The 13,484-nt window shown below is 44.7% G+C and carries 15 protein-coding genes, 2 pseudogenes and 1 riboswitch; of the genes and pseudogenes, 14 read left to right on the top strand and 3 right to left on the bottom strand.

Going from position 1 to position 13,484, the window contains the following annotated elements; genetic code table 11:
* Positions 1-144 precede the first annotated feature (144 nt).
* On the top strand, positions 145-1,026 hold the full coding sequence (locus M5J74_RS13160) for a DUF2382 domain-containing protein (protein WP_015154548.1): 882 nt from the start codon (positions 145-147) through the stop codon (positions 1,024-1,026).
* A 327-nt stretch (positions 1,027-1,353) separates the two neighbouring features.
* Here M5J74_RS13160 and pqqE read toward each other — a convergent pair whose 3' ends face one another.
* Genes pqqE through pqqA form a run of 3 tightly spaced genes read right to left on the bottom strand, consistent with a single transcriptional unit; the run spans position 1,354 to position 3,061 of the window.
* A complete protein-coding gene (gene pqqE, locus M5J74_RS13155) occupies positions 1,354-2,490 on the bottom strand; it encodes a pyrroloquinoline quinone biosynthesis protein PqqE (RefSeq protein ID WP_015154547.1) in 1,137 nt (378 codons plus the stop codon).
* A gap of 27 nt (positions 2,491-2,517) precedes the next feature.
* Positions 2,518-2,796 carry a pyrroloquinoline quinone biosynthesis peptide chaperone PqqD gene (pqqD, locus tag M5J74_RS13150; RefSeq protein WP_015154546.1) on the bottom strand — a complete coding sequence of 93 codons (279 nt, stop codon included), beginning with the start codon at positions 2,794-2,796 and terminating at the stop codon, positions 2,518-2,520.
* A 58-nt stretch (positions 2,797-2,854) separates the two neighbouring features.
* Positions 2,855-3,061, bottom strand: a complete 207-nt coding sequence (gene pqqA, locus M5J74_RS13145; RefSeq protein WP_015154545.1) for a pyrroloquinoline quinone precursor peptide PqqA — start codon at positions 3,059-3,061, stop codon at positions 2,855-2,857.
* 406 nt (positions 3,062-3,467) lie between these two features.
* Here pqqA and M5J74_RS13140 point away from each other — a divergent pair.
* The 13 genes and pseudogenes from M5J74_RS13140 to M5J74_RS13090 form a co-directional block, all read left to right on the top strand.
* Positions 3,468-3,686: pseudogene (locus tag M5J74_RS13140) on the top strand (IS1 family transposase); the annotation flags it as partial.
* A 56-nt stretch (positions 3,687-3,742) separates the two neighbouring features.
* Positions 3,743-3,825, top strand: a riboswitch (Fluoride riboswitch).
* Positions 3,826-3,916: 91 nt separating this feature from the next.
* Positions 3,917-5,548 (top strand): cation:proton antiporter, encoded by a 1,632-nt coding sequence (locus tag M5J74_RS13135; RefSeq protein WP_015154544.1) that lies wholly within the window; start codon positions 3,917-3,919, stop codon positions 5,546-5,548.
* A 702-nt stretch (positions 5,549-6,250) separates the two neighbouring features.
* The gene (locus M5J74_RS13130; protein WP_250016919.1) at positions 6,251-7,012 is read left to right on the top strand and encodes a hypothetical protein; all 762 of its coding nucleotides are present in this window, start codon (positions 6,251-6,253) and stop codon (positions 7,010-7,012) included.
* 73 nt (positions 7,013-7,085) lie between these two features.
* Positions 7,086-7,208 (top strand): hypothetical protein, encoded by a 123-nt coding sequence (locus tag M5J74_RS32685; RefSeq protein ID WP_256498783.1) that lies wholly within the window; start codon positions 7,086-7,088, stop codon positions 7,206-7,208.
* Positions 7,209-7,239: 31 nt separating this feature from the next.
* Positions 7,240-7,368, top strand: a complete 129-nt coding sequence (locus tag M5J74_RS32680) for a hypothetical protein (RefSeq protein ID WP_256498782.1) — start codon at positions 7,240-7,242, stop codon at positions 7,366-7,368.
* Positions 7,369-7,374: 6 nt separating this feature from the next.
* A pseudogene (locus M5J74_RS13125) lies at positions 7,375-7,860 on the top strand (cyclopropane-fatty-acyl-phospholipid synthase family protein); the annotation flags it as partial.
* Between the two features lie 46 nt (positions 7,861-7,906).
* The gene (locus M5J74_RS13120; protein WP_106218396.1) at positions 7,907-8,554 is read left to right on the top strand and encodes a fasciclin domain-containing protein; all 648 of its coding nucleotides are present in this window, start codon (positions 7,907-7,909) and stop codon (positions 8,552-8,554) included.
* A 586-nt stretch (positions 8,555-9,140) separates the two neighbouring features.
* Positions 9,141-9,350, top strand: coding sequence for an NblA/ycf18 family protein (locus M5J74_RS13115; protein WP_041463080.1), 210 nt, complete (start codon positions 9,141-9,143; stop codon positions 9,348-9,350).
* A gap of 52 nt (positions 9,351-9,402) precedes the next feature.
* A complete protein-coding gene (locus tag M5J74_RS13110; RefSeq protein ID WP_015154540.1) occupies positions 9,403-9,582 on the top strand; it encodes a chlorophyll a/b-binding protein in 180 nt (59 codons plus the stop codon).
* Positions 9,583-10,212: 630 nt separating this feature from the next.
* Positions 10,213-10,698: an allophycocyanin subunit alpha apoprotein gene (locus M5J74_RS13105; protein ID WP_015154539.1), complete on the top strand. Its 486-nt coding sequence runs from the start codon at positions 10,213-10,215 to the stop codon at positions 10,696-10,698.
* Positions 10,699-10,845: 147 nt separating this feature from the next.
* Positions 10,846-11,151, top strand: a complete 306-nt coding sequence (locus M5J74_RS13100) for a P-II family nitrogen regulator (RefSeq protein WP_015154538.1) — start codon at positions 10,846-10,848, stop codon at positions 11,149-11,151.
* A gap of 202 nt (positions 11,152-11,353) precedes the next feature.
* Entirely contained in the window at positions 11,354-11,623 is a 270-nt protein-coding gene (locus tag M5J74_RS13095) for an RNA-binding protein (RefSeq protein WP_015154537.1), read from the top strand.
* A 782-nt stretch (positions 11,624-12,405) separates the two neighbouring features.
* Positions 12,406-13,248: a fatty acid desaturase gene (locus M5J74_RS13090; RefSeq protein WP_250016917.1), complete on the top strand. Its 843-nt coding sequence runs from the start codon at positions 12,406-12,408 to the stop codon at positions 13,246-13,248.
* Positions 13,249-13,484: the final 236 nt, after the last annotated feature.

Here is a 13,484-nt window from a genome sequence, read left to right as displayed (position 1 = left end):
CTTGTCATTTATTGGACGTAGCTACATCAAAAGGCAGATTAATTGTATCAGTGAAAACATTTTATCTCTATCGCTAGCAAGATACATTATCCAGATAAAGTTTTAGTCTGGTTAATAAGTTTAAATGAAATGGAAGGAATTAATATGGCTCTTCACAAACTTGAGGACTTTGATACTAATTATCGAGATTCTTTTGACGGCGACGATATCAAAGATTACGAGGTTTATTCAGACAGAGATAATGAAAAAGTCGGCACTGTCAAGAATATCTTGGTCGATGAAGATGGTCGTTTTCGTTATTTAGTTGTTGACACTGGTTTTTGGATTTTTGGTAAACAGGTATTGCTACCAGTGGGACGTTCTCGCATTGACCAAAACCAGCGACACGTTTATGCGGTCGGCTTTACCAAAGAGCAAGCGGAAAGCTTACCAGAGTTTAGCGACGATCTGAAAATTGATGACGCATACGAAGAACGGGTGCGGGGAGTTTATCGCGATCGCCCCCTAGAATCATCAGCAGCATTAGGTTCGACAGCTCCAGCAGCAAAAACAGTTGATTCCGATCGCAGCACTTACAACTATCAGCAAGAGCCAGATCTGTACGATATGAACCAGCCAGATCGTCAATCGCTCAAGCTGTATGAAGAAAGGCTGATTGCGAATAAAACCCGTCGTAAAGCCGGAGAAGTTTCCGTAGGCAAGCGCGTTGAAACTGAAACAGAAAGAGTTTCAGTTCCAGTAGAAAAAGAACGAGTCGTGGTCGAGCGCGTCACGCCAAATGACGCTGGTAGACCAGCAGCTCCAGGAGAAGCCAACTTCCGCGAAGGTGAAGCTGCACGTATGGAGATCTATGAAGAAACTCCCGACATTCGTAAGGAAGCTGTTTTACGCGAAGAAGTAAGAGTTAGAAAGGAAACCGATCGCGAAATGGTCAACGCCGAAGAAACGGTGCGGCGAGAAGAACTAGATTTGGATGCTTCAGATCGTCCGGTTGTAGATAAGAACGATCCTAACTACCACCGATAGAGCATTTCGGTTTGATTAGTGTCAATTTTGTGACTTTGCCCTTCACCTTGAGTGTGCGAGAAATTTACTATTAGATTATCATGCCTGGCTTGCGCACTCACTGAGAGAGTTTAATCACTACTTTATTGGAGACAACCAAATATTCTCCTCTTGAAGTTCTCAGGCTTTCTGGTGAACCTTGGAGTGTTGAACTAAATTTACGACATTTAAACACAACTTTGGGAATGGATATTTTGCGTTGTAAAACTCCCTCTATGGTACGTACAGAGCTTTCTGTTTATTGACTCGCTTACAATTTGCTATGCGCTTTGATGTGGGAGGCTGGTACTACTTATGGTACGCCTCCTTTACGCCGAGCGATGCAACCGACGAGCGATGTACCAAAGGCAGAGATTGTTCTAATGCCTCTTCTCTGGCTGTGACTACTAAGTCATGATGGGGTGATAAATGGCAGACTGGATCGGTTGCAGCAGCGTTATTTGTTAACAGTAGTGCTTGGCAACGGCAACCACCAAAGTCAATTTGGGCGCGATCGCAACTGCGACATGGTTCGCTCATCCAGTCGGTTCCCCGAAAGCGATTGAAAGCAGGCGATTCAAACCAAATCCAATCTAAATCGCGATCGCGGACGTTAGCAAATTCTATCTCAGGAATAGAACTGGCGGCTTGACAAGGCATGACATCCCCGTGGGGAGCCACAACCAAAGCCCGACGACCCCAACCACCCATACAGGGTTTGGGATAATCTTCGTAATAGTCGGGAATGACATATAAAATTCCCATCGGGCAAATGCGGCTTTTTTTAGCCACGGCTACAATCTGCGCTGCTCGTTCTAATTGTTGGGGTGTTGGCAGTAAAGCAGCACGATTATGCAATGCCCAACCGTAGTATTGAGTCTGTGCCAGTTCTACCCGATCTGCTTGTAATTGCTCGCATAACTCTAACATCTCCTCCAGGCGCTCGATGTTTTGCCGATGCAAGACAAAGTTCAGCGTCAGTGGTAAACCCAAATCTTTGACAATTCGTGCTGCAGCGAGTTTTTGCTCGAAACAACGAATGCCAGCAAGATAGTCAGACTGGGCAGCGCGACTATCTTGAATGCTAATTTGGATGTGGTTAAGTCCGGCATGACAAAGCTGCGTAGCTCGTTCTAATGTCAACAACGTACCAGCAGTAACCAAAGTCGTATAAAGTTCAACTTGGGCGGCTGCTTTGACTAAAACCTCTAAATCCTGTCTCAACAGTGGTTCGCCACCAGAAAAACCCAATTGCCATACACCCAAGTTTCGGGCTTGCCGGATCGTCCGCAGCCAATCATCAGTAGCAAGTTCCTGACGATAATGTTTATCGTGATAGTTGAGTGGATTAGAGCAGTAGGGACAACTCAGGGGACAGCGATAGGTTAACTCTGCAATCAGAGTCAAAGGTCTATCCGTCGTCTTGACTGGTAAGAATTCTGACATTAATTCTTCTCCTTGGCATCGACACGATTAATCGCGCTCGACTAATAGTCCCCGCGCGCTGAGCCGAATCAGCAAGCGGCGCACGTCATCTTCTAGTGTCTCGCCTCGATATTGTGTTTTTAACCGCTGCGCGATCGCCCCAATGGTACGCCTACCATCGCACAGCTCTAATACAGCCGCCGCCGTAGAATTTAACATCAGCGCGCCTTCTGGCATCAGAAGTAAATGTTGTTGTCTTAACTCGTCCCACTGCAAGCGTACACCTTGGGCTAAATGCGGTCGCGAGTGGTTTTTCATGTTAGACATGGAGGAGCGAAGACAAGGAGACAAGGGATTAGAGGAGTGTCAATCGACTTCTGACTTCTTACCCCAGCCCCGATCGTTGCCATTGGTAAATATATGTTGTGACTTCCATGCATAGATCGAGTTCGTCATAATCTGGTTGCTCCCAATCCGTCAGTGGCTTGCCGATGGGTGGATGGTAAGAACTTTCTCCAGGTGTACCTTGGGGGGCTTTAGAACTGTTGCTTTGCTCGTCTGGTGTAGAGCGATCTATTTTGTCCCAAACCATGATAGTTCTCCTTATGCGATCGTGTCATTAACCTAACTTTTGCTCAGGTCTTTCAGGGTGCGTTCTTTCTAGCTTTTTACGTAGGCGTTGAGTAATCGAGCGGCGATCGCTCTCTACTCTGGTAACGATACTAGCAATTGTCAATTACATATTATCTATTACTAGCCGTTAGATGTTTGTCATTTTTCAGTCACAATTGGCGGTCAGGCTAATCAACATACTTTAGTAGCAAATATTTTAACGCTTACTTAATTTTAATAAATAAGTCACTCTTTATACAGAGCGACTTCTTACCCAAGACAGTTATTTTTATTGTGATTTTCATGTTTATTAAAGTTTCTAAAAAAGACAGAAACTTATTTTTTTATCTTGTAAAAAAGCGGTAGTAAGCTGTAAAGTTATGCATAATGGTATCATCCGGCAGCAAACAGGGCGGTGGCATCGACGACAAAATAAGTTTGGGCAAATCTGGGAGCAGACGAAAGTTACTTTAAGGCTTGTCCTGAGCTATTTCAATTGGATTTGGGTACATTCCCGTAATGGTACTACTACTGCTCAAAGGGCAGACCTAACCTCAGAACCTTGGACTTGGGAAGATATTGCTGTTTATCCCACACTTGCTTGAGGCACAATCGTCTCGATATACTTATGGACGGCACGGATGGTTTTACAATTGTAAAAATAATCTGAGGTGATGGGGCTCGCCTTAACTGCCATCTGGAAATTGACATGACAACCAGAAGGCTGATGGCTCCTACTGTTCCGGCTTGCGGCGGAAGGGTAGGGCTATCGCTAGCCAATCTAACTTTCCAACGCGAGTTACGGTTCAACTGTTAACTAACCCGTAGTTGCGCGATGTTAGAGAGCTTTATCTGGATTTTGCTATTTGGCTTTTTTGGCGGTCAAATTGCTCGTCGCTTGAAAATTCCGGCGCTGGTAGGCATGGTGCTGGTGGGGATTTTCTTAGGTCCACAGGTGGCAAATGCAATTAGCCCTAGCGTTCTGGAGGCAGCTGGCACTCTGCGAACGATCGCTGTGATGGCGATTTTGATGAAGGCAGGGCTAGGGCTGGATCGGGAAAAGCTAGCCCGACAGGGATCTGTAGCACTGCGATTGGGATTTTTACCAGCGGCGTGTGAGGCAATAGCTGTTGCTTTGGCTGCAATGACAATTTTTCAGTTTGACTTTCTCACTGGATTAATGCTGGGTTGCATCATTGGGGCAGAGTCTCCGGCTGTCATCGTGCCAGGAATGTTGCGATTGAAAAGCCTTGGTTGGGGCGTAAACAAAGGAATTCCCGATGCGATTTTGACGGGTAGCGCTCTGTCAGATGTTTTGCTGCTATTAGTATTTAGCCTGTTATTGACATTCCTTTCCCAAGGGAGTGCAGCAGGTGTAAAGTTACCGGGAGGTTTAACTTTAAGCGCGCTGCATCTGCTGCCGTTACAAATTATTTTCCAAATTGTGCTGGGAGTTGTACTAGGGCTGCTGACGGCGCGGCTTTTGGTATCTCTGCTAACAAAGCAAAACTGGACGCAGAATGCGGTACAAGATACGTTGGTAGCGGCAAGTTTGGCTCTGTTGCTCGTGGTAGCGGCAGAGAAATTGCCAATTTTCTCTGGCTACTTGGCTGTGATGGCAATCGGATTTTTTGCGATCGCATTCGATCCGCCTTTAGCGCGACGATTGCGGAGTGGGTTTGATAGTTTATGGGTGGTAGCGGAAATTGTCTTGTTTGTCTTGCTAGGGGCAAGCATTCAATTGCAAGTGTTAGGAAAAATTTTACTTCCAGGGCTACTGATTCTGATAATTGGAACCCTAATCGGACGGGCGATTGGCTGGTACTTGTCTACCTTGGGTAGCAACTGGAACTGGCGGGAGCGATTATTTCTCTTACCTGGTAATTCTGCTAAGGCAACCGTTCAGGCAGCAATCGGCGCACTACCGTTAGCATCTGGGATCGAAGGAGGAGAAACAATTCTGGCGATCGCGGCGCTGTCAATTTTGGTCACTGCGCCTCTAGGAGCTTGGGCAATTCCGACATTTGCGCCGAAACTACTGGAGCGTGGTGAGGTTGACCCGACAAAGGTAGCAGTGACTCGCCGCATTATTATCTTAGCAGTCGTGGATACCTCCCCCTTAGCCGCTCAAGTGCTAACAAAAGCCGCAGAACTTGCCCGTCGGAGCGATAGTGAAGCGATCGTGTTGCACGTCATCCGCAGGCAAGATTCTCAAAAAGTGGCATTGCTCAAAGAAAAAGCCCAACGTCTTTTAGCAGATATCCGCCATCAATTCATCACCCTAGAAGGCTCGGTTCCAGAGACTATTGTTCGAGTGGCGCGAGAATATGGAGTGGCTGAGATTGTCATCGGTAAACGGGGACATCGAGCTTGGGATGAAGTTTTAGTCGGTTCGGTTTCCCAAGCAGTACTAGAATCGAGTCCGATTCCGGTAATTGTCGTTGAAGATAACCAATTCGTTGGTTAATTCGTCGGAATCCTGAAATATGCTCAAAGATCCCGTACTTCGCACTTCTCTTGCGATCGCACCAAGAGCAATCGCGCTTTGCGCTTAGCCGCTATTACCTCGGTGCGTGGTTCGTACAACTGTTTGGCACTGCAATTCCCTACGGTACGCTCTTCAGCAACGTCAGTGGGTGTTTCCTGCTGAGATTCTTTGCTACGCTGTCATGGCAATACCGAACAAAGGTTTTAGTTTCATATTCGTTCTCTTCAAGTCTTTTACTTGTATACTACTAGACTCAATTCCGAGCCGCTTACCACAATCTTTAGACAGAAATCGAAACTTAAATTTTTCTATATCTTTATCTTGAGAAAGGGAGTTTTAAAACCCGTTCTAAAGAATTATCTTGAATATTACTGTGGTCGAATCTGAGCGAGAAGTAAACATAAATTACCCTCGCGTCTCTAAAGACATATATCTGGTGTTAGAGATTTTTTCTGGCGAAGACAAGTCAAAACTTAAAAATAAGATTAGAGCTTCACACTCCTCATTTCATGGCTCATCAAATATTCTAAAAACTGAAATCTTTATCATTTGTTGTCATTTTCTCATCATTTTTGTTCGTGATGCTAAAGATAGCTAAACAAAAAGTCAGGTAATTTTCAAATCAGTTGCCATAGTTAATGGCACTGTTAGCTACTTCTGGAAACATTTGAGGGACCGCTCGTGAACACCAAACCTATTCAGCAGATTTCTACTATCATCGCGATCGCCACCGTAGCTGTATTGGCAGGCGGACTGTCAGCTCAAGCTCAGACTGCTAGTAACAACGCAGAAAATACGAAAGTTTCAACTTCAGCGGCTGCACTGAGACATGAACCTACAAATTCTGTAGTAGCTCAAGTTGACCCTACTTATCCTACGACTCAACCCACAACTCCTACTACTGAGCCGACATATCCCAGCACTCAACCGACTACCCCAACTACACAACCACCTGCAACTACACCAACTCAGACTACACCAACTCAGCCCACTCCAGGTGCAATTGAACCAGGTAGAGCTACTCGTGGTGGTTCCAGCTATGTTGGAGTTGGCGGTAACATCGGTCTGGGCGGTGGCGACACGGCTTTGGGTATCGGTAACTTTACAGTTATCAGCAAAATTGGATTCACCGAAGCTGTCTCTGCCCGTCCTGCTGTCGTATTTGGGGACAATACTACCTTTCTGATTCCAATTACTTATGACTTTACCGTGCAACCTACAGGAGCAGCGACAGAAGCAATCTCTAGTTTCGCACCTTACGTAGGAGGTGGTTTAGCGATCGCCACAGGAGACAACAGCGATGTAGGACCAATGCTCACTGCTGGTGCTGACGTACCAATTGGCGATCGACTGACAGCCAATGCTGGTGTGAATGTCGGCTTCTTTGACAGTACTAGTGTAGGACTGACGATCGGTGTTGGTTACAACTTTGAAGGATTGTAAGAACTGTCGAGTTGTCATATTGTCATCATTTTTGTTTTCAAAACTAGAAGCAGGATATTGAAAGCAAGCAACTATGAAGCAAGGAGCATTCTTCAGTTTAGCCTTAACTGCAATTCTGGGCGCGATCGCGCTACGTCTCCTGCACAGGTACGTTCACCTGTACCCCCTGCCAAACCGTAAAGTTCTTCTGTTGTAGTAAATCGATTGCGCTAGGAGGAAAATCAACTATGCAGCAACGACAGATGCTACGGCTACTCGCCATCAGTATCAGTATTGGTAGCTTATTATTTGTCGGATGCAAGCAACAGCGTCGATTTGGTACAGAACCCCAAACAGAGTTCAATCCTGGCGTTTGAGTTCTACAACGGCAACTGGATGTCCCTTACGTACCAACACCTCAGCCTGTTGTAGATGCAATGCTGAAACTGGCAAATGTCGGTAAGAATGACGTGATTTACGACCTTGGTAGCGGAGATGGAGGAATTCCCATAACTGCTGCTCAAAGATACGGAGCCAGGGGAATTGGTATAGAGATCGACCCTCAACTGGTTCAAGAGGCAGAGCGGAATGCAAAAACAGTAGGAGTCAGCGATCGCATCCAGTTTAGCCAGCAAGACTTGTTTCAAACGGACATGAGCGAAGCAACAGTCGTGACGCTTTATTTATTGACAGAGAACAATCTCAAACTGCGTCCCAAGTTGTTGCAAGAACTAAAGCCAGGAACTCGCATTGTTTCTCATAACTATGGCATGGGTGACTGGAAACCCGAAAGAGTCGAGCAGATAGACGGCAGAACGATTTACTTGTGGACTGTACCAGAAAAAATTCCAGAGAATTTGCGCTCTTAATTTAACATTCGGAAAAATTTAATTTCAAAAACAGAGGATAGAGCGGATGAAGGTTCAAAATCGTACTCACACGATGAAAAAATTAGCAGGACTCGCGGCAGGTTTGATGATTCTCCCAGTCATCGCTGCTTGCGAACCACAACAAACAGCACAGAACCCTCCGACCGCGACTGAGCCATCTCCAGGTGCTACAACATCCCCAATTGAGCCAACACCAGGCACGACACCAAGAACTACAACCCCTCCTGCTGGGCAAGCAGAGGCAGATGATAATCATGTCGTTGATGTAGTGCAAGCAAATCCTTCACTAAAAACCCTTGCTTCTGTCATTGATGAAACAGATGCTAACGAAGTCTTAGAACTTCAGGGTCCATATACGGTGTTCGCACCCTCGGATGCTGCCTTCAATGCCCTTCCCGCAGAAACTCGACAACGCCTGCTACAACCAGAAAATCGCCAACAGCTTGCCCAGATTCTTTTTTACCATGTCGTCTCTGGTCAAGTGAGTGCCAATCAACTGCAATCGGGAGACGTGAAAACGGTAGAAGGTGCAAATGTTAACGTTCAAGTTGACCAAACTGCTAACTCTGTGAAAGTCAATGATGCTACCGTAACCCAAGCAGATATTCCGGCTAGCAATGGTGTGGTTCACATTGTCGATCGCGTTATCTTACCGCCCAACTTTAATATCTAGTTCGGCTGAGAGACGCAAAATTTTGCGTCTCTACCGGAAGATAACATATTGTTTCTGGGAATTGTACGAGCCGAGCCGCTACTTGGCAAGGGTCGATCGACATTATAAAATCCCATTCCGAATGCTGGAACCGATTGAGCTGCGAAATGTTCTCAATCGGGAGTAATCCTTATAATGGCAGGGTGTAACGTACTTCTACGCGATCGATGCAGAGTTGTTGGTAAAGGTAGAAGCAACATCACAATCAGCTCTAAGTATCTAAATATGTAAATAGTATGTTACATTGATTGTGCGAGGTGAAAAGTAGGAGAAATAGCTCTGTGTGCCTCTAATCGCCAAGGTACGTGCGATATCTATCCGATTAAAGAGTCGATTTTCTATCTGAGTATCCCATATCTGGAGAGTAATGTTGTAATGCTTTCCAAGATGTCTTTACTGTTGCGATCGCTACGTCAATTCCGTTAACTGCCTTTGCTTTTGGCAAGTCGTTAACATTAGGAGTCGATTGATTTCAGATTTAGATTTCTAGCTCCTAATGCAACATTGGCTGACAGTTTTCACCCTAAATTGGGTACGGGAGGCAGCGATGGATCGAACTAGCGAATTAACTTTAGAGCAGGAATTTAGCTTCAGAAGTTTCGCCGACCGAGTAAGGCAAATGTCTCGCGAACAAGCTCAAGAGTTATCGATTTTGCAGTACAAGCACATGATAATTCAGAACATGATATACAAAGGAATTCTGAAAAAGGATTGGCAAATAGAGCAAGATTTTGGTTTGCTGAAAACCAAGAAATAGTAATGACTTTACATCACCGAGCAAATCGCTAACAAAAATTGGAGTATTAACTATGTCTGCTAACACAAATCTTACTTCTTCTTCGCTTAAAGATCGCAATGCTTGGCTTTGGGGATTTACCCCCCAATCTGAAATTTGGAACGGTCGTTTAGCAATGATTGGTTTTTTGTCTGTCATCTTAATTGAAGTATTTTCTAGTCAAGGCTTTCTTCACTTCTGGAATCTTCTATAAGTTAGCAGTTACCCTGTAATGATGCTGACCGCGATCGCGCCTTTGCCGTTGGCTAGGTCAGCTTCACTGACAAATAAGCTGTCATGAACCTTTCGAGCTTAACAAATTAATACACAGTTAAATTTAACTAATTCTTGGAGCTATTTCTAATCTCAAGACATCACTACAAAATAAAATTCGAGACAATCTGCATTGGTGGCTCGGCAGCGATATTCTATATGAACATCAATAGATAGAGCTGATATCCTCATATACACTCTTGGACTGACTTAAAGGACTACCCAGATCGGGATATCAAGCCGAAGGGATTCATACTTCGTTTTTCGCGAGGGTGAGAAACTACACGACTTGCTGAGTCAGGTTCAAGCTGTCATCCTTATGTGGTTAGTACTTCAGGGCAGCCATACCGCGTTCTGAAGCCTGCAACTCCTTACTAGAGATTTTTCGCTCCTTGGTGTAAACCGAATTTAGTCAGATATTCAGATTTCAAAATAGGAAATAAAATGCACTGAATAGAAAGAAGCGATCGCCCTATTAGGTTTAAGTCAACAAAAAGTATAGACCTAATATTTACATTGAATCGTGATGGTTTGAATAAATTCGCTCTCATTTCTTTAAAGGAATCCATTCATGAGTATTGTCAAGAAGTTGATTGTTAACGCAGACGCAGAAACTCGCTATCCTACCCCTGGCGAATTGGAGCAGATTAAGATCTTAGCCCAGAGTGGCGATCGCCGGCTGCGCCTTGCTCAAGCGCTGACAGCTAATCGAGAAGGCATTATCAAACAAGCTGGAAGTCAACTGTTCCAAAGGCGACCGGACATCGTTTCTCCTGGGGGAAATGCTTACGGTCGGGAAATGACTGCAACCTGCTTGCGGGACATGGATTACTATCTACGTTTGATTACATACGCTATTGTGGCTGGTGATGCTACGCCAATTGAAGAAATTGGGGTGATTGGTGTCCGCCAAATGTACAGATCTCTGGGGACTCCTATCGAAGCTGTCGTCGAGAGCGTCCGAGCCATGAAGAATGTCACTAGCACGATGATGTCTGGAGAAGACGCTGGCGAAGTTGGTGCTTATTTCGACTACTTAATCGGTGCTATGCAGTAGAGCAAGGGCTATCGATTTAAGTATTTTAGGTCTATGTAACATAACTCCGATCGAATTCTGCCGAGCAATTTAAGCTTTGGTCGGTCTGGTCGGATAAAATTGGTTAAATGACCCAGAGTAGAACCTAATACTAAAGTGGAGTTTTATATGTCACCCGAAGCCACCCCAACCCAATCTGCCGTCCTAGTTACTATTATCGGTGAAACAGTACTCAAAGATAGCATTGTCCAATTACTGAAAAGCCACAATGTTAGTGGCTACACTATTATTCAAGTGCAGGGTGAGGGTGGTCACGGCAGACGCTTGGGAGACATGGCAGGCTACAACACTAATATTGAAATCAAGACAATTGTGTCGCCAGAAGTCTCAGATACTATTTTCTTGGCACTTAAAGAGCATCATGGCAAGCACGCTTTAATTGCCTTTCGACAAAAGGTAGAAGCTTTGTATTGATTGTTAAACGCGAGGTTGAGGAAGTTAAAAAGCTACTGAAAAAGCTGCTCAAGAATTAGTTCTTTAAGCGCGATCGAGCATTTTATGCTAAGATTAAATTAACGAGAATTATTTTCGGCTACGTGACTAAGCATTAGACACTCTGCCATAGACATCTTCCCGAATCTAAAGCTCTACACCTAATAGGTTTGGGGGTTATTGCATGTCAATTTATATAGAAAATCTATCTTCTGAGGTTGAAGAAGACGACCTCAAGCGGATATTTTTAGAGTATGGAACTGTGAAACAGGTTCATATACCTACAAATCATAAAACTGGCAAGAACAGAGGATTTGCTGTAGTAGAAATGGAAACATGTGCCGAAGAAATATCGGCAGTTCAGATGCTGAGAGGCATTGAATGGATGGGTCGTATCCTCACAGTGAATAGAGCTAGGATTGAGTTAAAAGACGTTTCGTTGAGCCGCTTGTAGAAAAGATTTCCAGCGGGAAGCAATTGCTTTTTGGTTTCTCTAGCTGCTTAATCTACAAGAACGCAGCAGTGCAGAAAAAAATGGGACATGCGTACTGTTGCGAGTAGGTTTCTACTACCGCGAGATTCAAACGATCTTTATTTTAATTCCTCCTAATTGTCTCATCTGACTTTGCCCGCTTTGTTGCTTCAGAATTGCGATCGCAGTCACTTCCGAAAAAAGAGATAGTTAAGGGCTTAATTGAGAGATTTTAAACTAGAAGTGCAGATAAGAGCTATGGATTCAGCTGTAGATTGCTGCGATCCCAGATAAAAATTAAATCGAATATTAACAAACATAGGTTAGAAAAATGCAAGTTTTATTAAATAAGTCTCTTCAATCACTGACTCCTTATACAACTGAAAACAGTCGAAAGAATCTAGCCGTGTATGCTGGGCAATCTAGATTGAGGAAGTCTACATGCCCTTGTTGTTCATACATTTTGCTCCGTCATATAGATTTGGCAGGAATTTACTGGCGTTGTAGTCACTGTTACCAAAAAATGCCAGTTTATCAACCACTGTATAGCGATCGCAATGACCAACCAGCTCAAGCTCTGAGACCTGCTATAGTTATTGCCAAGCTCAACAGCTTGAAGTTGTGAAGATAGTTTGTATTCGACTTAACCCTCCAATAATTTGTAGTTCTCTACTTTAGCAGTACAGCTACTTCAAACTCTAGGCGGATACGAGCGATAAAACACTTGGCTAGGATGAGAAACATAAGTAATAAGTAAGGTTTTCATGACGAATATGGTTGGAACTGACCGCGAGAACGGTCAGCCGCTCGTACCGAATTGGACGAGCATAACGTTTTTTGCGGCAGTTCATGCTATAGCTTTATTAGCACCCTGGTTTTTCTCCTGGTCGGCTCTGGGAGTAGCAATCTTCCTCCATTGGTTATTTGGCAGTATTGGCATTTGCTTGGGGTATCATCGATTACTGACTCATCGTAGTTTGCAAGTGCCGAAGGGATTGGAATACGCGATCGCCCTGATCGGTTCGCTAGCGTTGCAAGGTGGTCCGCTCTTTTGGGTCGCAGGACATCGCAGACATCACGCATACACCGAAGATATTGACAAAGATCCCTACTCTGCAAAACGGGGTTTCTGGTGGAGCCATATGGGTTGGCTACTGTACAAACGTCCAGAATTTTTTGAGTATGAATCCAACCGGAAATTTGCACCGGATTTAGCAAAAGATGGGTTCTACCGTTGGCTCGATCGCTACTATCTGTTGCTGCAAATCCCACTCGGAGTTGGACTATACCTGCTTGGGGGTTGGTCATTCGTTATCTATGGACTATTCGTAAGAGCAGTCTTGCTCTGGCACAGTACTTGGCTGATCAACTCTGCAAGTCATATCACTGGCTACCGCAGCCATGACTCCGATGATAATTCTCGTAACCTGTGGTGGGCAGCAATTCTCACCTACGGGGAAGGCTGGCACAACAACCATCATGCCTATCCCAACGTGGCAAAAGCGGGTTGGAAGTGGTGGGAAATCGATCTGACCTGGTGGACAATTCTGCTTTTGAAGCAAATGGGGTTAGCTCGGAGAATTATCCTACCACCGACAGCCTCATAACGCGCACTCGAATCTTAGCTTGTTGCAGAGGCTAATGCTATGTTGCCTGCCGAACTCGGGCTTGATTTCAGTAAAATGCTAAGTGTAGCAGGTAGAAGTTGCACTGACGTTAATCTAAAGCAAGTATCTGAAACCATTATTGATTGTAGTGTCAAAGGCTTTCCTATTCCCATCAGAATCAGAAGTAGAAATCACTGATGCGATCGCGCTTCTTCAAACTTAAAATCCAGTCCATA

The organism is Chroococcidiopsis sp. CCNUC1 (assembly GCF_023546805.1).
Classification (GTDB): Bacteria; Cyanobacteriota; Cyanobacteriia; order Cyanobacteriales; family Chroococcidiopsidaceae; genus Chroococcidiopsis; species Chroococcidiopsis thermalis.
The sequence above is the reverse complement of the archived record's forward strand: the minus strand, read 5'-3'. Positions and strand labels throughout refer to the sequence as shown.